Below are 21,815 nucleotides of genomic sequence, written 5' to 3' on the forward strand. Positions count from 1 at the left end.
GGGTTACACACAAGTAAAAATCAAATCAGAAATCGCTGGTCCCGGATCGTGATGTCGGGAAACAAGGGCGGGGGGGAATAGCCATGAAAGCGGGGCGGCTCCTGCAAGTGTTCGGGTTGCCCCAGCCAATTCTGGTAAACCGCCATCACTACCGCGACGAGCTGCGGATGGAAATCCACAGGGTTTACCACTTGGTCCAGGTCTTCCTGCCCCTGGACAATGACCTCCACATCGGAGCAACAGCCCAGGCCCGCCATAAGGTCGTCACCCATGGCCATGCCACAGTCTTCCGCCTCGTGGAACAGGCTGAAATCCACCAGGGTTTTCCCGCAGAAGTGCATGTCCATTGTAAAGGACAGCGTTGAGAAAAGCAACAGGTGGGACAACAGTACAGCCCCGATTTTCCGTGTAAAAGGTCTCATTGTCAACACCAAAACTACAAAATAATCGGTTTTATTGTACGTTTTTGGCAATTGCTTCACACAAAGCGGGTTCTCAAATAACCTGGAAGCCCTCAGGGAAAGGATGGTCCGAGTCTATGATCAGGGTATTGTATCCGTGGACCCATGCACTACCCCGGATTTCCGGGATAATGGCCGGCACCACACCCAGGGAAGTGGTTCCTGCAATCCGCCCCTCGAAGACCGAACCGATATAACTCTCATGAACGAACAGGTCCCCTTCTTTCAACTTTCCCTGGTGCGCCCACTGGGCCATCCGCGCAGAGGTCCCGGTCCCGCAGGGGGATCGGTCAATGGCATTGTCCCCGTAGAAAACCGCATTGCGGGCGGTAGCCTTTTCCGATAAAGTCTGCCCGGTCCAGAGCACGTGGCTTACATCGCGGATCCGGGGGTCCAGGGGGTGGATAAACCGGTCCGGGTACGCCTCGTTGATTTGGCGCCGGATCTCCCGGCTCATCCGGATCAGGGAAGAGGCCGTGTACTCCTGAAGCCCTTCAAACCCGGGCTGCACCTCTATGATGGCATAAAAGTTACCCCCATAGGCCACGTCTACCTTAATCTCGCCCAGGGCCTCGGTTGCCAGGGGAAGTTTTTCAGCGGCCAGGAAAGAGGGGACATTGGTCAGGGAAACCCATTCCACCTTCCCGCCCCGTTGCCCATAGCGTATGTGGACCAGCCCGGCCGGAGTTTCCAGGCGTACCTCCCCGGGAACCCGGGGCTGGATCAGGCCTTCTTCGATCCCAATGGTAATGCTGCCAATGGTGCCGTGCCCGCACATGGGCAAACAGCCGCTGGTCTCTATAAAGAGGATGCCCAAATCGTTTTGAGGGTCTGCAGGCGGGTAGAAAATACTGCCGCTCATCATGTCGTGGCCGCGGGGTTCGAACATAAGCCCCTTGCGGATCCAGTCGAATTCCCTGAGGAAGTGCTGCCGTCTCTCGGCCATATCGGCCCCCTGAAGCGCAGGCCCGCCTTCGGCCACCACCCTCACCGGGTTGCCGGCCGTGTGCCCGTCAATACATTTAAAAATATGCCTTCCCATGGTTACTCGCTGCGTTTGGAGGCGATATAGGCATCTATCCGACGCCTGAGGATGGGCAGGGTAACAGTGCCCTGCTCCAGCACAAGGCGGTGGAATTCCCGGATGTCGAAATCCTCACCCAGAGCATTCTGGGCTTTGCTGCGCAATTCCCGCAGGGTGATCTCCCCCATTTTATAGGACAGCGCCTGCCCGGGCCACGCGATATAGCGGTCTGTTTCCGTACCGATTTCATGCAGGGAAAGGGCGGTGTTGTCTCGCATAAAGGCTACGGCCTCATCCCGGGTCCACCCCAGGGCGTGGATCCCGGTATCGACCACCAAACGGCAGGCACGCCACATCTCGTAGGTAAGCTGCCCGAAACGTTCATAAGGGGTGGTGTAGATCCCCATATCGGCCGCCAGGTATTCCGAATACAACCCCCACCCTTCCCCATAGGCGGAAAGGTAAAGGCGCCGTCGGAAGGCGGGGATGCTGTCGGACAATTCCCGGTTCAGGGAGCCCTGCAGGTGGTGGCCCGGTACCGCCTCGTGGGCCGTTAGGGCCGGCAGGGTGTACAGGGGTCTGCTCTCCAGCTTATACGTATTGACCAGGTAAGTCCCGGCCCGGGTCTCGGTTGCCGGGGGTACATAGCGCCCCCCGGTGTATTTGGGCGCAATGGCATCGGGGACGGGTTCTACCCCGTAAGGTCTCCTGGGCAGAGTTTTAAAAAAGCGCGGCAGTTGCCCGTCGATGCGCTTGGCAATGTCGCGGGCCCGCATAAGCAATTCATCTCCGGTCCGGGCATAGAATTCCGGGCTGGTGCGCAGCATTTCCAAAAACTCGGAAAAGCTTCCCTGAAAGCCTACTTCGCGGATAATCCTTTCCATCTGGGCGCGGATCCGCGCCACTTCCTCCATCCCGATCCGGTGGATATCCGCTGCGGTATACTCGGAAGAGGTTGTATAAAAATCAATGCGGTTCTGGTAAAAATCGGCCCCGCCCGGGGTTTGGGAAACCCCTATGGCCTCCCGGGCCTGAGGGAGGTATTCCGTTTCAAAAAACGCTTTAATCCTGCGGAAGGTGGGAACCACATCGGTTTCAATGGCTTCGCGTGCGGCCTGGAGTACCGAATCCCGCAGCGATGCGGATAGGGATTCCGGTAAATCCAGGAAGGGACGGTAGAAGGGGCTTTCCCTGTAATCTGAGACAATATGGTCGTTATAGGTGGTTTCGTAGCCCCGGAACATGGCCCTGGGCTGGGAAATGCCCCGCCGAAGGCCTTCCCGCATCAGTGCAAAGTGCTGGTCGGCATAGGCTGGCAATGCCCTGAGGACTTGCAGGTACTGGCGGGCCTGGCGGGCGTCCTCGATGGGTCGGATACGGTAGTTCAGGCTCAGGTGGAACCCCTGGTCGGCCTGGATGGGGTTCAGGTGCATGCCAAACTTGTATTCGTCCACTTGGTCCTTCAGAACAAACAGGAGCAATTCCAGGGAATTCCTGTCTGTTTCTGATAGCTTGTCCGGAGCGATTTCCTGTACATCCCCAAGCAAGTCTGCGGCAAACTCGGCCTCTTCCCGGTATCGCTGCTCGGTATACAACCCAAGCGGGTGGTCACTCCGGTCGTAAGGCCGGTAGGCTTCATAGCGCGCTATGGCAGAATCCAGCAAGGCTTCGGGACCGGGGGCCTGGGCTGTTGCATGCGCGCACCAGACGAGGAAGAAAAAGGATAACAATAGCTGTCTCATGATCTACTCATTATGGATACTTTCCCGGGTGGGCACCCCGTCTATGGTTCGCCAAATGCCCAGCAGGTTTGCATCCCGAAGGGCTTCGGGAAGGAGTTCCTGTGGGGCGTTCTGGTAGGATACCGGCCGGGCCCAGCGGTATATGGCATCGGCCCCCACAGAGGTAAACCGACTGTCAGTAGTTGCCGGGAAAGGCCCGCCATGATGCATGGCAGGACCTACCTCTACCCCTGTGGGCACCCCGTTAAAAAGGATACGCCCCACCCGGGATTCCAGGGCGGCAATATGGACGCGGTACTGCCCGCATTCGGCCTCGCTGGCCAAGACCGTACCGGTGAGCTGGCCTTCCAGGGATTCCAGTACCTGCAGCATCTCCCCTTCGTCCCGGCAACCCACCACCAGGGTAAAGGGGCCGAATACCTCCTCCTGAAGGGTTGGGCTCGCCTTAAAATCGGAACCGGAGACGGCAGCTACGGTTGGGGGGACGCAGTTAACACCAGGAGCCGCTGCCGGGGCGCCTATCCGACGCACCCCGTTTTCCTGCAACAGGGTTTCCTGCATGCGGATATACCGCGCTGCAATCCCCTCGCCCAACATACAAGCCTGGGGGATTTGGTTCATCTCCCGGGCGAGGGTTTCGCGGAAGCCTTCCAGGGCCTCCCCCTCCAACCCGATAAGCAGGCCCGGGTTGGTACAAAACTGTCCTGTGCCGAGGGTTACGGACTGGGCATAGGCCGCAGCCCATTTGTCGCCTGCCGAAAGGGCCTCGGGCAATAGAAGTACCGGATTAATGCTTCCCATTTCGGCAAATACGGGAATCGGCACCTGCCGCCCCTGCCCCAGTGCGGCAAGGGCCAGCCCTCCGGCGCGGCTCCCGGTAAACCCTACCGCAGCCGTGGCCGGGTGCTGTACCAGGCTGGCGCCCAGGGAATGGGTAGTTCCCTGCAGGTGGGAAAAAACCCCTTCCGGCATGCCGGTTTGTTCCGCCGCCTGCTGAATAGCCCGAGCCACCCACTCCCCCGTGGCAGGGTGCAGGGGGTGTCCTTTTACTACCACGGGGCAGCCTGCAGCAAAGGCAGAGGCCGTATCCCCTCCCGCTGTGGAAAAGGCCAGTGGAAAATTACTGGCCCCGAAAACAACCACCGGGCCCAGGGGGGCCAGGCATTTGCGGAGATCGGGTTTGGGGATGGGTTGTCTGGCCAGGTCTGCCGTATCGATGGTGGCTGCCATCCAGGAGCCGTCTTCGGCCTGGTCGGCAAACTTGCGAAGCTGGCCCGTGGTGCGCCCGAGCTCTCCCCTGGCCCGCCCTTCGGGCAGGCCGGACTCCGCAACATATAAGGGTACCAGGGCCTCTGCCCCTTCTTCCAGGAGTTCGGCTATCCGCCTTAAGAATGCAGCCCTGGCCGGGCCGGGCTTCTGACGGTAGACCCGAAAGGCCTGCCGGGCCATTTGCATAGCGCGGTCGGCTTCCTGGGGTGTCGCCTCCAGAAAATGCCATTCGTTTAGAGATCCTGTTGCCGGGTTGGTCGATTGAAACGTCTGGCTGCCGGACCGGGATTCGGAGAATCCGATGATCTGGCCGCCACTGATTGGGTATTGCATGCCTGTTGGTTATTTTGGTTTTGGGGGGCACCCCCGAAAAAACACCCCCTATAACAAGCCCTTGTAATCGGGCAATTCGGGTCGGGATTCTATCCCCTTTTGAATAATATCCAGCACCCGCTGGCGCTCAGCACCAGCCAGGGGAAGGCGGGGCGGGCGGACGTGTTCCGTCCCGATCCCGGTGGCCACTTCGGCCAATTTGATATTCTGTACCAGTTGCGGGCTGATGTCAAGTTCCAGCAGGGGCAAAAACCACCTGTAAATAGGCAGGGCTTCGGCTATCCTCCCGGCACGTGCCAGGGCATATACGGCAACCGTCTCAGCGGGGAAGGCGCAGACCAAACCGGCCACCCACCCGTCGGCCCCCATCAGGATGCTCTCCATACCCAGGGTATCTACCCCGGTCAGGATTTTTAACCGGTCGCCAAAGCGGTTTCTCAGACGGGTAATGTTGGAAATATCCCTGGTAGACTCCTTTACGGCCTGGACGGTAGGGCAATCCCGGAGCAGCTCCCCGAACATGTCCGGGGTAACTTCTATCCCGTAGTCTACCGGGTTGTTGTATATCAGGATGGGCAGGTCCGTAGCAGCAGCCACAGCCTTAAAGTAAACCACCGTTTCCCTGGACGTGGCTTTATACCGCATGGGGGGCAATACCATCAGGCCCCGGGCCCCGGCTACCTTGGCGCGCTGTGCTGCAGCAACCGCTCCCTGGGTAGACTGTTCGGCAATGTTGACAATTACCGGTACATCCCCGGCCAGCCTGAGGGCCGCTGCCACCAGCTGGTCCTTTTCTTCCGGCAGGAGCGTGCTGGCCTCCCCGAGGGTGCCCCCCAGAATCAGGCCTTCCACCCCGGCATCGAGCTGGGCGCGGACATTGGTTTCGAACATAGGCAGGTCCAGGCGGTTGTCTGCTGTGAACTTCGTGGTGAGGGCGGGCATTACCCCTTGCCATTTTACACTCATGAGTTATGTATTTGGTCCTTAAAGATACGCAAGTAACCGATACCGGGAATTCTGGAATTCTCCTCCCGCTTTCCGGACTTTATGTGTTGGTCGACAGTAAGTATCCACTGGTCGATAGATGAGCAGAGGAATTGCCATTCGTCTACATTAAACACTATTTTGTGCCAGATTTTCAACAGTTTAACTATGAGATTGCTCCTTGTCGAAGACGATGAAATTGAAGTAATGAAATTTGAACGCATCGTAGCTTCGAAGGGAAAATGTACCATTACCAAGGCCCGGGACGGGTTGGAAGCCTGGGAACTCTTGGGAACAATGCGCGAATTACCGGAGCTGATACTCCTGGATATCAAAATGCCGAGGATGGATGGAATAACCTTCCTCGGTAAAATCAAGGCGGAGCCACAATTACGTCATATTCCCTGTGTAGTGCTCACCACTTCCAAGAACCCCACAGATGTCCATGAATGTTTTCAGGCCGGCATTTGCGGATACCTGGTAAAGCCCTTGAAACTAGAGGCTTATAAGGATTTAATAACGAAACTGTTGGATTATTGGGAGGCAAACCACCTTTGGCACGGAAAAAATCTGTCGTAGTTTTAAAGGGAAAGGGATGCAACAATTGGATATTCCAACACGGATGATGAAGATGAAAGGATTTATCTACAGATACTTCCTAGAAATGGTAGAAGAGCGTTTCGGCCTCACCCTGGTAGATACCCTGGTGGGGAAGGCCGACCTCCCCTCCGATGGGGTTTACACCCACCTGGGCAACTACCCTTATGAGGAAATGCTGCAATTGCTCGATGCGCTCAGCGCAGAAACCGAACTCCCCAAAGAATCCCTGCTCCACGCCTTTGGTACCTATTTGTTCGGGAGGTTGAATGCCACCCACCCGGAGGTGATCGGACTCTATGAATCCCCGGTCGATCTCCTCAAGGGTCTCAATGACCACATCCATTTCCACGTGCAAAATCTCTACCCGGAAGCGGCCTTGCCCAAGATGGAGGTACGGGAAATGGGCCCGGGCCACCTGCAGGTCCTCTACGAGTCTTCCCGAGGACTGTATCGGTTGGCACATGGTCTTATGGAAGGTGTCTTTTCCCACTTCAATATTTTTGTTGGTATTCAGTTCCGCCTCTTGGAAGCAGATGGAACCATCGTACAGTTTGAATTGGAATATGAGCCGGAATAAGGAGAAACTCGAGATCTTAAAACGAGCGCTGGAGCGGGAGCGGAAAGCCCACCAGCAGACCTCAGAAGTATTGGGGGAAAAGCTGCAGGAAATCCGGCAATTGGAAAGTAAACTGGCTAAGGCTTCTTTGAAACTGGAAGAAAGAGCCAAGTCTGAAGAACCCTGGTTCCATCAGTCATTTCAGGAAATCCTGGACCCTTATATCATTACCGACCTGGATTCCAATGTACAGCGGATGAACCTAGCGGCCATGGCGTTTTTCGGGTACGAGGGAGCCCCCCCTCCCCTCAGGCTTTTCGACCTGGTGCATCCGGAGGATTTGGCATATACCCGGCAATCGGTCCAGAAACTCTTCGAATTGGGGGCCATGCGAAACTATACGGCCAGGGTTCGTATTGCCAGTGGTGCATACCGCTACATCCGGGTAAACGGCAGCGTCGTATACGATGCAGCCGGAAAGCCTGAAGTTGTTCATGGGATCATGCGCGATATAACCTCAGAGAAGGAGCTTGAACAGCTTATCTGGCGCCAGCGTCAGCAACTCGATATTATTGTGGACCATTCCCCCCTTGGAATCGTCCTCTCCGAAGGCGCTCAAATCTTGAGGTGCAACGTGGCATTTGCCAAAATGCTGGGATACCCCCAACAGGAAGTCATTAAAAAAACCATTTCGGAGATCTCCCATCCGGCCGATTACGGGCAGACCAAGGAATTGTATGAAGCCGCAAAAAGCGATGGTTCGCCGACCCTGACTCTCGAAAAACGTTACCTGCGACAGGACGGTACATCTATATGGGCCAAAACCCACGTAAGCCTGATCCGCGATAAGCACAATGAGGTGAAGTTCGATGTGGCTTTCATTGAGGATATTACCCAGGAAAAGGAAATGCAGCGCCAGATTTCCCTGTATGAAAACCGGATCGCAACCCTGGTGCGTAACCTGCGCTCGGGAATTCTGTTCGAAGACCGGACCCGGCACATCCTTTACACCAACGAGGCTTTTAAAGAACTATTCGGTATCCCGGTGGATATCGGGCAACTCATTGGCATGGACTGTGTGGCTGCCATCGAGGCCTCCAAGGTCCTGTTTGTAGATGAAGACGGTTTTGTACAGCGTGTAGAGGAAATTGTCGCCAGCCAACGGGAATACCTGGGGGATGAACTGGAACTAAAGGACGGCCGTACCTTCCGGCGCGACTACACCCCTGTCATCTCCGAAGGCGAATTCCAGGGCCACCTGTGGACCTACACGGATATTACAACCCTGAAACAGCACCGGCAGAACCTGATTAAGGAAAATGAGAAATACCAACGTACGATTTCCAACATGAACATCGGCCTGCTGGAGGTAGATCTGGAGGACAGAATTGAGTGGGCCAATGAGCAATTCTGCCATTTGAGCGGGTATAACGAGGACGAGTTGCTCGGCAAGGTAGCCCTGGAAGTTATCACGGTGGAGAAGCCCGCCGTCTTTGCCGACAAGGTAGCCCTGCGTAAACAAGGCACCTCCGATTCATACGAAATCAGGGCCCGTCATAAAAACGGCCAGTGGCGGCAATGGCTCATCAGCGGTGCCCCCAGGTACAATGAAAGAGGGGAAGTCATAGGCAGCATAGGTATGCACCTGGATGTTACCGAGCAACGCAACCATGAAAAACAACTCAAGGCGCTCATCCGGGAAGCCGAACGCAGCAACCGGGAGTTGGAGGAATACGCACATGTGGTTTCCCACGACCTGAAGTCTCCTTTAAGGCGGATCCATACCCTGGTGGAATGGCTCAAGGAGGGGCATCGCGAGCAGATGGAATCCGAAGCGGTTGGGTATATCGATAAAATCCAATCCAGCCTGGAAGGTATGGATGAGCTTATCGATAAGGTCCTCCAATACGCAGGGATTAATGGTTCCCAGCAAAATATCGAAGCGTTCCCGCTTAGGCAGGTCGTTACCAATGTTTACGAAAAAATGGACCTGCCTGCCGGAGTAACCGTGGAAATTGCAGACCCGATGCCAGAATTAAAAGCCCAGCGCATCCATTTCCAGCAGCTCTACCAGAACCTCATCGGCAATGCCATTGCCCATAACCCGTCCAAGAACCTGCAGATACGCATCGGGTGCCAGGATAAGGGCAAGGCATTTGAATGTTTCGTTTCGGACAATGGGGTGGGCATTGCCCGCGACAGGCAGGACAAAATCTTCAGCATTTTCCACTCCTCGAGCAACCACTACGGGCATACCGGTATTGGCTTGTCCATCGTTAAAAAGATTGTTGAACTCTATGGGGGTACCATCACCGTGGAAAGCGAAGAAGGAGCTGGTTCCACATTCCGTTTCTCCCTACCTAAAACCCTCGCAGTATGACTCCAAGCCTGGCCTACCTCCATGAACTGGCCCCTAACGATGAAGGGTTCCGCAAGCGATTGCTGCATGTGCTTGTTACCGAGTTTCCGGCGGAATTTGATTCCTACCGGAATGCCGTAGCGGGGCAGCAGTGGGATACTGCGGTTCACTTCCTGCACAAACTCAAGCACAAAATCGGGATCCTGGGAATGCCTGAGCTCCACGCCCTGGCAGAGGAACATGAGGATAACCTGGAAAACGGATTTTCCCCCCTGCATGGAGACATTATGGAGGGGCTACGGATTATAGACGAATTCCTAAAAGCACAGCAATGACCTGTATTATTGTAGATGACGATTTAATGGCAAGGGAAATCCTCAAGCAGCTATGCTCGGAAATCGAGGACCTGGTGGTCCTTGGCGAATTTGACAATGCAGGCAAAGCAGTTTCGTTCCTTACCCAGAATGCGGTGGACCTGGTCTTCCTCGATATCATGCTGCCTGTATTAAACGGTTTTGAAATCCTGGAGTCCTCCGGAACCTCATCCCGGGTCATTCTGACGACTTCGCACAGCCAGTTCGCCCTGAAATCGTACGAGTATGAAAATGTGGTGGATTACCTGGTAAAACCCATCAAGCCCAAGCGCTTCCTGCAGGCCATCAGCAACCTGCGCAAGCGCATCCGGCACGAAGACATTACAGAGTCTACCGACACCAGCTCTTCCAAGGATAAGGGAAAGGAGTTCATTTACGTCAACATAGACCGCCACCTGATCCAGGTCCCCATAGACCAGATCCTCTTTGTGGAGGCGCAGCGGGACTACGTGCATATCCAGACCATCAGACGGATAATCCGCGTGCATACATCCCTTAAGTCTATTCGAGAGAAGTTGGGAGACGAACGGTTCCTGCAGATTCACCGGTCCTTCCTGGTCAACACCGATTACATCTCCGACGTTAAAAATGGACATGTCTACGTCAAGAGTTATGTGCTTCCGCTGAGCCGCGGCAACCGTCCGGCCCTGATGGAACACCTGAACCGTGCCTGACACCCTGCCCTGCCAACGTTTTTTTACCGCTAAAAAAGGCACTTAAAGGAACCCTGAAACCATTGGTCTACAGCAACACTCCAATGGTAGGGGTTCATATACCGGGATTCAAAAGGATTCGTTTACTTAGTAGCTGAAAGGAACTTCCAGTTTTATAGACATACCTGTTCGCCCTGGTCCTTTTTTTGATGGTTAATGGTTTTTCTGGACCATTGCAGGCGGGTAAAAGTCATGTTCACTGAAGTTGCCAGGTAATAGACCGGTGCGTGCGAAGGGGCTGCACCACCTGTTTTGAACCATCCGGAAGATTGTGCCTCTTCAGGTGAAGTTCCCCCAAACGGGGGCGGTGCTAACCGCCCCCTTTTTTTATGCCCTCTTCCCTCCTTTTTGTGCTACTTCTGTTACAGACTACTATCCGAATGCGCCATAGTTTTGCCTGTAAATCAAATCCTTAAAATCGTTTATTATGGAAAATACCCAAAACCCGCAACAGGCCTACGCCATGCCGCGCATAGGCGATACCGCGCCGGACTTTGAAGCCCTCACCACCAAAGGGAAGATCAAATTCTCGGACTATGCCCCTGGAAAGTGGGTGGTTATGTTCTCCCACCCTGCCGATTTTACCCCGGTTTGTACCACCGAGATGAGCGGCTTTGCCCAGCGTAAAGGGGAGTTCGACGCCCTCAACACCGAACTTATCGGGCTGAGTATCGACAGCATCCACGCCCACCTGGGCTGGGTACAAAACGTACGGGAAAACACCGGGATCTACTTCGACTTCCCCATTATTGCCGACCTGGACATGAAAGTGGCCAAACTGTACGGCATGTTGCAACCCAACGAGAGTGAAACGGCAGCCGTGAGGGCCGTGTTCTTTATAGACCCGGACAAAAAGATCCGGCTTATCATGTACTACCCCCTCAATGTAGGCCGCAATATGGATGAAATCCTGCGTGCCCTGGATGCCCTCCAGGTTTCCGACAAGCACCGGGTAGCCATGCCGCTGGACTGGAAACGCGGGGAGAAAGTGATCGTACCGCCCCCGAAATCCCTGGACGAACTCAACGCACGCCTGGCAGACCAAACCCTCGAAAAGGTGGACTGGTACCTGGCGAAGAAGGAGCTGCAGAACTAACGGTTAGCGCCCTATGGCATCAAAAAAGCCCTCCCGGACAGGGAGGGCTTTTTCATTTTCCTAGAACTGATACTGGAGGTATGCCGAAGCGTTCCTCCCGGGTTCGCGAATACGCGCTCCCGTCAGGTCCTGTTGGTTGTTAAAGGCAAAATTCAGGTGGTCGTAATACGATTCGTCCAGGAGGTTCAGCAAGGCGAACCCCAGACGCATCCCCTGGGTTAGGTTAAATCCAAACCTGAGGTCCAGGACCCCATAAGACGGGGTTCGGGTTTCCCCAAAGGAAGGCGCGATATCCTCCTGGCTGCTTGCAAACCGGTACACCAGATCTGCCCACCGGCTGTCCCGCTGGTAGGCCAGACTAACGCTACCGCTAAGGGGAGGGGTCAGGGGAAGGGATTCTCCCAGGTCCTGGTTTTTGGCGTATACATAGGCCAGGTTAACATCCCATTTGAAATCCCGAAATACATCCATGCCCACAGTTGCCTCCACCCCTGTTTTATACGCATCTTCCAGATTCTGGAAACGCTTTACCTCCTGGGGCTGGGCATTTGGCATAAACTTGCGGTTAAGCTGTGGGTCAATAACGGGCAGGATATAATTGGAAAAATCGCTGTAGTAGGCGGAAAACCCAAAGCGCATGGGGGCCGATAAGCCGTCCCAAGTCCCCTGTAATCCAATCTCGGCCTGGTGGTTCACTTCCCCGTCCAGTTCCGGATTACCCACGTACTCATAGGGGTCCTGGCCTACCGTAAAATGGTTGATAAAGCGCTCTATCATACTGGCTGGCCGCACCCCTCTGCCTGCGGCAACTTCCAGGATGACCTTGGGGCCAAGCTGGGTTTTCAAAGACAGATTAGCAGCGAAATAGTGCTCTGAACGCCAGCCCAATTCAGGATAAAGGGCCAGGAAATCGGCCTCCGGGTCCCGGATATCGGACCAGACGGCATCCCAACGCAAACCACCGGTGAGCCAGCTTTTAGGGGAAAGGTTCCAGCGGGCCTCGGAAAAAAACCCGAAGTCGTTTAAAATCGCATCCTGCCAAATCTTGTCGGTAAACAACACCGGTTCGGGCAAGGGCACCCCCATCATATTGCGCTTCACCAGCCGTTCGCGGTTGCCGGTGCGGTGGATCCCGCTGAAATCCATTCCGTGGAAACTGACCAAGGCATCGCCCCATTTAAGCCGCGTTTCAGCTTTTCCCCCAAAAGTTCGCGCGTCCACCGCCGCAGAGGCTTCCACCGTTTCGGCATTAGATCGCAAGGCATTGGTCATCAGGTGATCTACAAAGGCATGGTAGGCCTTAAAGGTAACAGCCTCTACCTTCTGCCCCTGGGGTTGCCAGCTGTAATCTGCCGAGAGCACGGAGCTATCGTCGGTCTCGGTATCCATGGGTAACCCGGCGTGGAGGACATCGCGCCCAAAGGACTGCCTCCAGCGCAATTCGAGCCGTTGCCGGTCCGAAAAATTATGCCCTAACTGCACCTTGTAATCGAGGCTTTCAAAGGCGGAGGGAACCTCAGAGCCGTCCCCATCCTGGTAATTACCAAAATCGCGCCAGCCTACCTGGGTACCCAGGTCGGTATTCGCCCAGACTTGTTGCAGCCGCACAGTGGTGAGGTAGGAATCCCCGTTGGACTCATATCCTGTACTCACCTTCCCGTGCAGGCCATCCCCGAATTCGCGCGGGTTTCGCGTCACCAGGTTGACTACCCCCCCGAAAACGGGGCCGTATCGAACGGAAAAGGGGCCCTTCACTACTTCGATCCGCTCTATTTCTTCCGGACTCACATGGGTGGTGATGGGATCCATCCGGTTAGGGCAGGCGTGTAAAACCTTGGTGCCCCCATCGAATTGCACATTGAGCTGTTCATACATGGAGGCCCTGAAGGAAGGGTCTATGGCGTAATTGCCCCTCCGGATCAGGGCAAAGCCCGGCATATCGCTGAAAAGGTCCGCTACGTTTCTCGGCTGGACCACTTTCCTGGCCAGGTCCTGGGATTGTTCCGTCATAACGGGATCCAGCATCATATCCCCGACCAGAATCACTTCACTAAGCCGATACAGGGGCGTTTCCGCCGTATCGGCAGGGATGGCACCGGGGACCTGGCCCCATAGCCATACAGGCAGCGCCCAGAAGAGCACTGCTATCTTGTGTTTCATAAGATTTCATTTTAATAGGTACGTATGGGCCGGAAACGGATCCGGCCTGTTAATCGGGTTTAAACGCACTTGTCCGGCGGGGGGCGGAAACACTTTGAGGCATGCGCAAAAGCATAGCCGTTCCGGTATGGAGGAACCTGCGTAAAGGCTTTAAAAAGGTTCCAGGAATCGGGTGCGGTGACCCGGACCGGTAAAAACTGGAATTCGCTCCAGGAGACCATGGGCATAGCCGGCTCATCTTCGGCCTGTTGGTCGGCCTGGAGCATCCTGCTCAGGTAACACTTGCCATTGCAGTTCATCTTGGGTTTGTCCTTATTCTCACAAAGACGCTCAATGAAATCCGAGGTGTCCAGGATATAATATGCATAAATGGCCGGCACCCTCAGGATTGCTGTCCAGAGGATGATGGCAAGGAGGATCGCATGGCGTTTTCTGGCATCCATTTCCTCACAAAACTACATCTACCGAAAGGGGAACAAAGTGACAAATGTCACAAACGGGTAAAATAGGGGCAATGTAACCTGCGTCACGTATAGGCGAATTACGCCGCCTCTTTCCTATCCTCCTCCACGGACCATCGACCATAAGCGGAACGCACAGGCACCCAAAACAGCCCTGGTCACTCCGTAACGAATGTTACTGACTGCGGCTTCCTGCCCGCCTAATTTTGCCCTGTAAATTGTTTTCAACATGAAAAAACTGTTGCTCCTAGCAGGCCTTTTATCGGTGGTAGCCGCCAGCCATTCCCAGGAGGTTCTCCTCTCCGGGGACGAAGTCCTGCAACGCGCCCTGGAGGCCAATACGGGGCTGAAGATATCCCAGGCCGCCTTTCGGGAGGCCCAGGGAGAATTCCGCCAGACCCATTCCCTGTTCCTGCCGGAGGTCACGGCATCCCACACGGGGATCGTGACTACCAACCCCCTGATGGCCTTCGGGTCGAAACTCAACCAGGAAATCCTGACCCAGGCCGATTTTAACCCTGCCCTGCTGAACGACCCCCAGCGGACGGAGAACTACGCCACCCTGCTGGAAGTCCGCCAGCCCCTCATCAATATAGACGGGTTGTTCCAGCGCAAAGCGGCCCGGTATAAAATGGAGGCCGCCGCCCTGCAGGCCCAGCGCAGCCGGGACTACCTCTCCCTACAGGCAAATGCCGCCTACATGAACCTGCAACTGGCCCACAAGGCTGTGGCGGTTACCCAAAAAGCCCTCCGCGCTGCCGAGGCCAACCTCAGGTGGGCCGAAAGCAATTACCGGCAAGGATACCTTCAAAAACAGGACCTGCTGGAAGTTCAGGTACGGGTAAGCGAGGTGCGGAACCAGTGGCAGCAAGCCCAAAGTCAGGTTGCCAATTCCTCCGATGCCCTGGCGGTGCTAATGGATGAGCCCGTTTCGGCGGTTTATGTGCCCCGCGACAGCCTGATTCCCCAACCGGCTGCTCCAAGCTCCTGGAGCCTGTCCGAGGAACGTCCGGATATCCGGGCCATGAGCCTGGCTGCAGAAGCCTACAGCAGTGCCTACCGGGCCGATAAAACAGCATTCCTACCCCGTCTTAATGCCTTTGGCACCTATGCTCTGTACGACGATGAGCTCCTCCGGTTCGGGGCAGACGGATACACCATTGGGGCTGAACTCCGGTGGGACCTCTTTGGCGGCCATAAACGCCTGGGCAAAGTACAATCCAGCCGCGCTGCCATGGAAAAATCCCAACTGGAGCAGGCCCAGTACTACTCCGAAAGCCAGCGGGAGCTGCAGCGGGCGGAGCGCGCCCTGGACGACGCCCGGGCCCGGTTGGACCTCACCCGGCAAGCCCTGGAACAGTCTGCGGAAGCCCTTCGGATCCGCACCAACCGGTTCCGGGAAGGCCTGGAAAAAACAGCCGACCTGCTTACTGCTGAGGCAAATGCGGCCGGGAAGGAAATGGAATATTACCAAACGATTTTCGAATACAACTACGCCCTGGCCTACCTGAAATTCCTGGCTGCGGGCAATACCGCCCCGAATGGGGAGACCCTTAACCCTTAATGCACCTAAAGATGAAAAGGATCACCCTTTTATATTCAATTGCCACCGCCCTTATACTGGGCAGTTGCCGACCGGACAACGCCGGGGATCGCGCCTCCCAATCCGAACCCGTTTTGGTGGAAACAGCGACTGCAGGCGGTACTGCCGCCACAGCCTACCTCTCGGTTAGCGGGACCGTAACCGCCGCGAAACAGGCCGACCTCAGTACGCGAACCATGGGCTATGTCCGTTCGGTACAGGTCCGGGTTGGCGACCGGGTGGCAGCGGGCACCGTCCTGCTGCAGCTGGACAATGCCGATCTGCAGGCCCGCATGGCACAGACCACTGCCTCCATTACCGAGGCGGAAGCGGCATACGCCATAGCCGATAAGGACTATCAGCGGTACACCCGTCTTTTTGCGGACCAAAGTGCCTCCCAAAAGGAACTGGACGATATCACCGCCCGCTACCAGATGGCAGGGGCGCGCCTGGAGGCGGCCCGCCAAATGAAACAGGAAGTGCAGGCCCAGGTGGCCTATACCCGGATAACCGCCCCCTTTGCCGGGGTGGTCACCCATATACACGCAGATGCGGGGGACCTGGCCAGCCCGGGCCAACCCCTAATCGCCATAGAGGCGCCAGGGGATTTTGAAGTGGAGGCACGCATCCCGGAACACGAGATTTCGGGCGTGGCCAAGGGCGATACAGCCCTGGTCTATATCAAGGCCCTGGGCAAGCGCCTTCAAGGCTATGTCAGCGAGTTGAGCAATTCGGCGCGCCAATCCGGCGGGCAATACCTGGCGACCCTTACCCTTACAGATCAGGCAAAAGGGCTGCGCTCCGGCATGTACGCCACCCTGGATTTTGCGAGGGAAGGCACCCGGGAACCCGAAGGGCAACCGGTTCTTATCCCGGAGACCGCCATTGTGCGCCAGGGACAGCTGACCGGGGTGTATACCGTAAGCCAGTCCAATACCGGGCTGCTGCGGTGGGTCCGCCTGGGGAGGACTTTCCAGGGGCAAACCGAAGTGCTATCCGGCCTTAAAGCCGGGGAAGCCTACATCGTATCGGCCAAAAGTAAATTGTACAACGGGGTGCCTGTGCGCACCCGGTAATCCCCCGCCCTTATGAAAGACGGATTAGCCGGCAAAATCGCCAAAGGCTTTATAGGCTCCAAACTCACTGTCCTGCTGATGATCGTATTCATGGTCATCGGGGTATATAGCTCCTTCCTGATCCCAAGGGAGGAGGAACCGCAGATCGATGTGCCCATGGCCGATATCTTTGTCGGCTACCCCGGGGCCAGTCCGGCAGAGGTGGAAGCCCGGGTGGTAAAACCCCTGGAAAAACTTATCTCCAACATCCCGGGCGTGGAATACGTCTATGCCACAGCCATGCAGGAGCAGGCCATGGTCATCGTGCAGTTCTACGTGGGGGAAGATATTGAACGGTCCTTTGTGAAACTCTACAACGAGATCAACAAGCACATGGACCGCATGCCCCGCGGGGTGACGTTCCCCCTGGTCAAAACACGGGCTATAGACGATGTGCCCATGCTGGCCCTGACTCTTTGGAGCGAGACCTACGACGACTACCAGCTGGGGCTGCTGGCCCAAAGCCTGACCGATGAAATCGAAAAAGTACGGGATGTTTCCATCACCAAGCAGATCGGGGGTCGCAGCCGGGAATTGCGCGTGGTCCTGGACAAGGAAAAAATGGCAGCCAGCGGGTTGGATTTCCTGTCGGTGGCCGGCCAGGTACAGGCAGCCAACGCCGAAATGGATTCCGGCAGCTTCGACCGGGCCGACACGGAATACAAAGTGCGGACCGGGCGCTTTCTCTCCAGCGCTGCCGAGGTGGAAAACCTCATTGTGGGAACCCAGGGCGGGCAACCCGTTTACCTAGGGCAGATTGCGCGGGTAGAGGACGGCCCCGAAATACCCCAGAGCTATGTGTCCCTGGGCTTTGGCGGGGCCAGTGAAAAAGCAACGGAACACCCTGCTGAATATCCGGCCGTTACCCTCTCAGTGGCCAAACGAAAGGGGGCAGATGCCATGAAGATCTCCGATGAGATCCTTCAGAAAGTGGAACGCCTCCGGGCGGATCTCATCCCGGACGACGTCCATTTGGAGGTCACCCGGAACTATGGGGAAACAGCCTCTCAGAAAGTATCGGAACTCCTGATGCACCTCATTGGCGCCATTATAGCCGTAACCTTTGTGGTCATGCTGGCCATGGGGTGGCGCGGCGGGCTGGTGGTCTTCCTCTCGGTACCCATCACCTTCGCCCTTACCCTGCTGAGCTACTACATGCTGGACTATACCCTGAACCGCATTACCCTTTTTGCCCTGGTTTTTGTAACCGGGATTGTGGTGGACGATTCCATCATCATCGCCGAGAACATGCACCGGCATTTTAAAATGAAGCGGCTGCCCTTCAGGCAGGCTGCACTCTACGCCATAAACGAAGTGGGGAACCCCACCATCCTGGCCACCTTTACCGTTATTGCCTCTGTCCTGCCCATGGCCTTTGTATCCGGGCTTATGGGGCCCTATATGTCCCCCATGCCCATCGGGGCCTCCATCGCCATGCTCCTCTCCCTTTTTGTGGCCCTGACCATTACGCCCTACCTGGGCTACCTCTTCCTGCGGGAAAAGGACAAAAAAGGCAACGGGGAAGAAAAAACACATAAAGCCCTGGAGGAAACCTTTATCTACCGCTGGTACGAAAAACTGGAGCGCCCGCTTATCGAAAACCGGACACGGCGCTATGCCTTCCTGGGCATTACCTTCCTGCTGCTCATCGGTTCGGTGGGCATGTTCTTCACCCAATCGGTCCTGGTGAAAATGCTGCCCTTCGACAATAAAAACGAATTCCAGGTGGTCATTGACATGCCTGAGGGCACCACTTTGGAACGGACGGCTGTGGTGGCGCGGGAAATAGGCCAGTACCTCAAAACCCGGCCGGAGGTGGTTAACTACCAGGCCTATGTGGGCACCTCTGCCCCCATCACTTTTAACGGGCTGGTACGTCACTACGACCTGCGGGGCGGCAGCAATATGGCCGATATCCAGGTAAACCTGACGGACAAACACGACCGTTCCGAGCAAAGCCACGATATCGCCAAGGCGATGCGCCCCGGCATCCAACAAATCGCAGCCGCGTACAACGCCAATGTAAAGCTGGTGGAGGTCCCGCCCGGCCCCCCGGTACTCTCGACCATCGTAGCCGAGGTGTACGGACCCGATTACGACCGGCAGATTGCCCTGGCCGCACAGGTGGAGAACATCCTCAAGGAAACCACCGATGTGGTGGATGTGGACGGCATGACCGAAGCAGACCAGACGGAGTATACCTTTGCAGTAGACCGGGAAAAAGCCATGCAGTTTGGCCTTGCGCCCCAGCAGTTGGTGCAAACCGCCCATATGGCCCTCTCCGGCCAGGCCATTACCAGTCTCTACGATGAAAATGCCCTGCGGCCGGTAGACCTGGTCCTGGACCTGGAAGAGGCCGACAAATCTTCCGTAAGCGCCCTATCCCAATTGCGGGTAAAGGCCGCAACGGGCGATATGCTTCCCCTGGGGGACTTTATCTCGGTGGAGGAAAATCCTCGGGACAAGAGTATTTACCGCAAGAATCAGCGGCGGGTGGTCTATGTCATGGCCGACATGGCCGGGACCCTCGAAAGCCCGGTTTACGCCATCCTGGGAATGGAAGACCGGCTGAAACAAATCCAGTTGCCGGCGGGTTATACCCTGGAAGAGAAGTACCTGGGCCTGCCGGAGCAGGAATCCGATTTCACCGTGAAATGGGACGGGGAGTGGCAGATTACCCTGGAAGTTTTCCGCGACCTGGGGCTGGCCTTTGCCGGGGTAATCGTCATCATTTACATGCTAATTGTGGGGTGGTTCCAGAACTTCAAGGCCCCGGTGGTGATGATGGTGGCCATTCCGCTCTCCATGGTGGGTATCGTAGTGGGCCACTGGCTTATGGGCGCCTTTTTTACGGCCACCTCCTTTATCGGGATGATTGCCCTGGCGGGGATCATGGTGCGCAACTCCGTATTGCTCATCGATTTTGTCAACCTGCGCCTGGCTGAGGGGGCACCCTTAAAACAGGCAGTCATCGAAGCCGGAGCCGTGAGGACCACCCCCATCCTGCTTACGGCGGGAACGGTTGTGATCGGGGCCTTTGTGATCCTGTTCGACCCTATTTTCCAGGGGTTGGCCATCTCGCTAATGGGCGGGACCATTGCCTCTACGGTGCTGACCTTGCTGGTGGTGCCGCTGGTATACTACCTCATCGAAAAAAAGAACCATAAAGAAGAATGAGATGAAACTCGTAATTGTAACCGCAGTGGACCAGTTTAAGTCCGAAGTCCTCAGGCTTTTCAAAAAAGCGGGGATCGAAAGTTTCAGTGAATCGGAAATTGACGGGTATAAATCCGTGCCACCACTGATGATGACCCAGAGCTGGTTTCCCAGCGAACGGGGCGGGAATGAATCGCGGATGTTTTTTTCCTTTACAGACGAAGCCCATATCGATGCGCTTTTCGGACTTATTGAGGCCTTTAACGGCGAACTGGAAACCAACAACCCCGTAAAGGCTGTAGTGGTGCCGGTAGAGCGGTATATCTAGAAGCCCGAGACGGGGGCTGCCTACTGCCGCGGCGCGCCGCCCTGCGGGTCAGAGATAACATTTATCATAGTTATGCGGGAGTAGGCGCCCTACCTTCGTTCTAATCTTATTGCCAATTATGTTTCCCAGAATGCGATTCTCCACGCTCCGGTGCGCCCTGTACCTGCTGGTCGGACTCCCCCTGATGGGCCAGCATGAACCCCGGGAAAGCACCCACCCGAAACTCCACGAAATGTTTACCAAAGGCCATATAGATGGTCATATGCGTAACTTCTTTATGACCACCCTGAACGGGGACGGCCTGAAGGATTACTACGCGAACGCCAGCGGGGGCGCCATGCGGTACGAAAGTCCGGAATTCCACGGCTTCCATTTTGCGGCGGCCGGGATTTTCACCTACAAGACTTTTTCTTCCGACCTGAATGCCCCGGACCCCACCACCGGCCAGATTTCCAAATGGGAGCACGAGCTCTTCGATATCCTCGATTTCGACAACTTCAACGACCTGGACCGGCTCGAGGAACTCTACATCCAATACCGATGGAACAAAGGAGCGGTCACCTACGGAAAATTGGAAATTGAGGACACGCCCTTGCTGAACCGTTCCGACGGCCGGATGAAACCCTTTGCTTTTAAAGGCGTCTGGGGCCATCTCAAACCCCGGGAACACCAGGAGATCATCCTGGGGTGGCTGGACCGCATTTCCCCCAGGAGTATGGTGGAATGGTTCGATTTCAGCGAAGGCATCGGCCTTACCGACAATGGCTTCCAGCCCGATGGGACCGAGGCAGACTATCACGAACATCTGGAATCCCGGGGGGTTGCCCTGGCCGGGTACGAAGGGGAAGTGAAGGATCTCCGCCTGCAGCTCTACCAGTGGTACATCCACCACCTGGGGTATACCGGGTGGCTGGAACTGGATTACGGCAAAGGGGATTGGGAGGTTGGCCTGCAATACACCCTGCAGTTCCCGGACGGGTTTCAGCGGGAGTTGGCATATGACCAACGCTATGTTCAACCGGGGGAAAACGGGCAGGTGCTGAGTGGCCAGCTCCGGTGGATGCCCGGCGGGTTCGATTTAAAAGCCGCCTACACCCATGCCTTCGACAGCGGTCGTTTCCTGTTCCCACGGGAACTGGGCCGGGACCACTTCTTTACCTCCGTCCCCCGCTCGCGTCTTGAGGGGTTTGGGGATGTCGATGTCATTACCTTCTGCGGGGATTACCAGTTTAACCTGGAAGGCCTCAGTGCAGGGGCTTCCTATACGGAGTTATTCGGACCCGAAACCGGGGTGACCGAATTCAATAAATACAACCTGGGGGCTTACCGGCAGTGGAATGCCCACCTGCAATACCGCTTCCACGGTTTTCTGGAAGGCATGTCTGTGGACTTACTCTATATCTACAAGAAAAACAAGGAAGAAACAGATCCGGAATTTGTCTTTAACCGGAGTAACTTCCACCAGCTTAACCTGGTGACGAATTTTGTCTTCTGAATCCCGC

18 protein-coding genes are annotated in these 21,815 nt (G+C 56.0%); 11 read left to right on the forward strand and 7 right to left on the reverse strand.

Annotated elements, in window-relative coordinates; all coding sequences use genetic code 11:
• Window positions 1-20: 20 nt before the first annotated feature.
• From CA832_RS12755 to CA832_RS12775, 5 genes are all read right to left on the reverse strand, one after another.
• On the reverse strand, window positions 21-422 hold the full coding sequence (locus tag CA832_RS12755) for an HYC_CC_PP family protein (RefSeq protein WP_143542392.1): 402 nt from the start codon (window positions 420-422) through the stop codon (window positions 21-23).
• 73 nt (window positions 423-495) lie between these two features.
• Entirely contained in the window at window positions 496-1,503 is a 1,008-nt protein-coding gene (locus CA832_RS12760) for a 4-hydroxyproline epimerase (RefSeq protein WP_088342026.1), read from the reverse strand.
• A 2-nt stretch (window positions 1,504-1,505) separates the two neighbouring features.
• On the reverse strand, window positions 1,506-3,227 hold the full coding sequence (locus CA832_RS12765; protein WP_088342027.1) for a DUF885 domain-containing protein: 1,722 nt from the start codon (window positions 3,225-3,227) through the stop codon (window positions 1,506-1,508).
• A 3-nt stretch (window positions 3,228-3,230) separates the two neighbouring features.
• The gene (locus CA832_RS12770; RefSeq protein ID WP_088342028.1) at window positions 3,231-4,829 is read right to left on the reverse strand and encodes an aldehyde dehydrogenase (NADP(+)); all 1,599 of its coding nucleotides are present in this window, start codon (window positions 4,827-4,829) and stop codon (window positions 3,231-3,233) included.
• Between the two features lie 48 nt (window positions 4,830-4,877).
• The gene (locus CA832_RS12775; RefSeq protein ID WP_088342029.1) at window positions 4,878-5,795 is read right to left on the reverse strand and encodes a dihydrodipicolinate synthase family protein; all 918 of its coding nucleotides are present in this window, start codon (window positions 5,793-5,795) and stop codon (window positions 4,878-4,880) included.
• 186 nt (window positions 5,796-5,981) lie between these two features.
• Between CA832_RS12775 and CA832_RS12780 the strand changes: the two genes are divergently transcribed.
• From CA832_RS12780 to CA832_RS12805, 6 genes are all read left to right on the forward strand, one after another.
• Window positions 5,982-6,392 (forward strand): response regulator, encoded by a 411-nt coding sequence (locus tag CA832_RS12780; RefSeq protein ID WP_158211931.1) that lies wholly within the window; start codon window positions 5,982-5,984, stop codon window positions 6,390-6,392.
• Window positions 6,393-6,444: 52 nt separating this feature from the next.
• On the forward strand, window positions 6,445-6,990 hold the full coding sequence (locus CA832_RS12785; protein ID WP_158211932.1) for a heme NO-binding domain-containing protein: 546 nt from the start codon (window positions 6,445-6,447) through the stop codon (window positions 6,988-6,990).
• Complete coding sequence (locus CA832_RS12790; RefSeq protein ID WP_158211933.1) at window positions 6,977-9,349, forward strand: PAS domain-containing sensor histidine kinase; 2,373 nt, start codon at window positions 6,977-6,979, stop codon at window positions 9,347-9,349. The genes CA832_RS12785 and CA832_RS12790 overlap by 14 nt, the downstream gene beginning before the upstream one ends.
• On the forward strand, window positions 9,346-9,663 hold the full coding sequence (locus tag CA832_RS12795; protein WP_088342033.1) for an Hpt domain-containing protein: 318 nt from the start codon (window positions 9,346-9,348) through the stop codon (window positions 9,661-9,663). Before CA832_RS12790 ends, CA832_RS12795 begins: the two co-directional genes overlap by 4 nt.
• A complete protein-coding gene (locus CA832_RS12800) occupies window positions 9,660-10,376 on the forward strand; it encodes a LytR/AlgR family response regulator transcription factor (protein ID WP_088342034.1) in 717 nt (238 codons plus the stop codon). Before CA832_RS12795 ends, CA832_RS12800 begins: the two co-directional genes overlap by 4 nt.
• A 466-nt stretch (window positions 10,377-10,842) precedes the next feature.
• Window positions 10,843-11,511: a peroxiredoxin gene (locus CA832_RS12805; RefSeq protein WP_088342035.1), complete on the forward strand. Its 669-nt coding sequence runs from the start codon at window positions 10,843-10,845 to the stop codon at window positions 11,509-11,511.
• A gap of 60 nt (window positions 11,512-11,571) precedes the next feature.
• Here CA832_RS12805 and CA832_RS12810 read toward each other — a convergent pair whose 3' ends face one another.
• Window positions 11,572-13,671, reverse strand: a complete 2,100-nt coding sequence (locus CA832_RS12810; protein WP_088342036.1) for a TonB-dependent receptor domain-containing protein — start codon at window positions 13,669-13,671, stop codon at window positions 11,572-11,574.
• 59 nt (window positions 13,672-13,730) lie between these two features.
• Window positions 13,731-14,114 carry a hypothetical protein gene (locus CA832_RS12815; RefSeq protein WP_088342037.1) on the reverse strand — a complete coding sequence of 128 codons (384 nt, stop codon included), beginning with the start codon at window positions 14,112-14,114 and terminating at the stop codon, window positions 13,731-13,733.
• 247 nt (window positions 14,115-14,361) lie between these two features.
• On the opposite strand from CA832_RS12815, the gene CA832_RS12820 reads away from it, so the two are divergent.
• The 5 genes from CA832_RS12820 (at window position 14,362) to CA832_RS12840 (ending at window position 21,808) form a co-directional block, all read left to right on the forward strand.
• Complete coding sequence (locus CA832_RS12820) at window positions 14,362-15,696, forward strand: TolC family protein (RefSeq protein WP_088342038.1); 1,335 nt, start codon at window positions 14,362-14,364, stop codon at window positions 15,694-15,696.
• Window positions 15,697-15,707: 11 nt separating this feature from the next.
• Window positions 15,708-16,790, forward strand: a complete 1,083-nt coding sequence (locus CA832_RS12825) for an efflux RND transporter periplasmic adaptor subunit (RefSeq protein ID WP_088342287.1) — start codon at window positions 15,708-15,710, stop codon at window positions 16,788-16,790.
• A gap of 12 nt (window positions 16,791-16,802) precedes the next feature.
• Window positions 16,803-20,006, forward strand: coding sequence for an efflux RND transporter permease subunit (locus CA832_RS12830; RefSeq protein WP_088342040.1), 3,204 nt, complete (start codon window positions 16,803-16,805; stop codon window positions 20,004-20,006).
• A 1-nt stretch (window position 20,007) separates the two neighbouring features.
• Window positions 20,008-20,313 (forward strand): hypothetical protein, encoded by a 306-nt coding sequence (locus tag CA832_RS12835; protein WP_088342041.1) that lies wholly within the window; start codon window positions 20,008-20,010, stop codon window positions 20,311-20,313.
• A gap of 118 nt (window positions 20,314-20,431) precedes the next feature.
• Window positions 20,432-21,808, forward strand: a complete 1,377-nt coding sequence (locus CA832_RS12840) for a hypothetical protein (protein WP_233131808.1) — start codon at window positions 20,432-20,434, stop codon at window positions 21,806-21,808.
• The last annotated feature ends 7 nt before the right edge of the window (window positions 21,809-21,815 follow it).

This window comes from Robiginitalea sediminis, from assembly GCF_002198115.1.
GTDB lineage: Bacteria > Bacteroidota > Bacteroidia > Flavobacteriales > Flavobacteriaceae > Robiginitalea > Robiginitalea sediminis.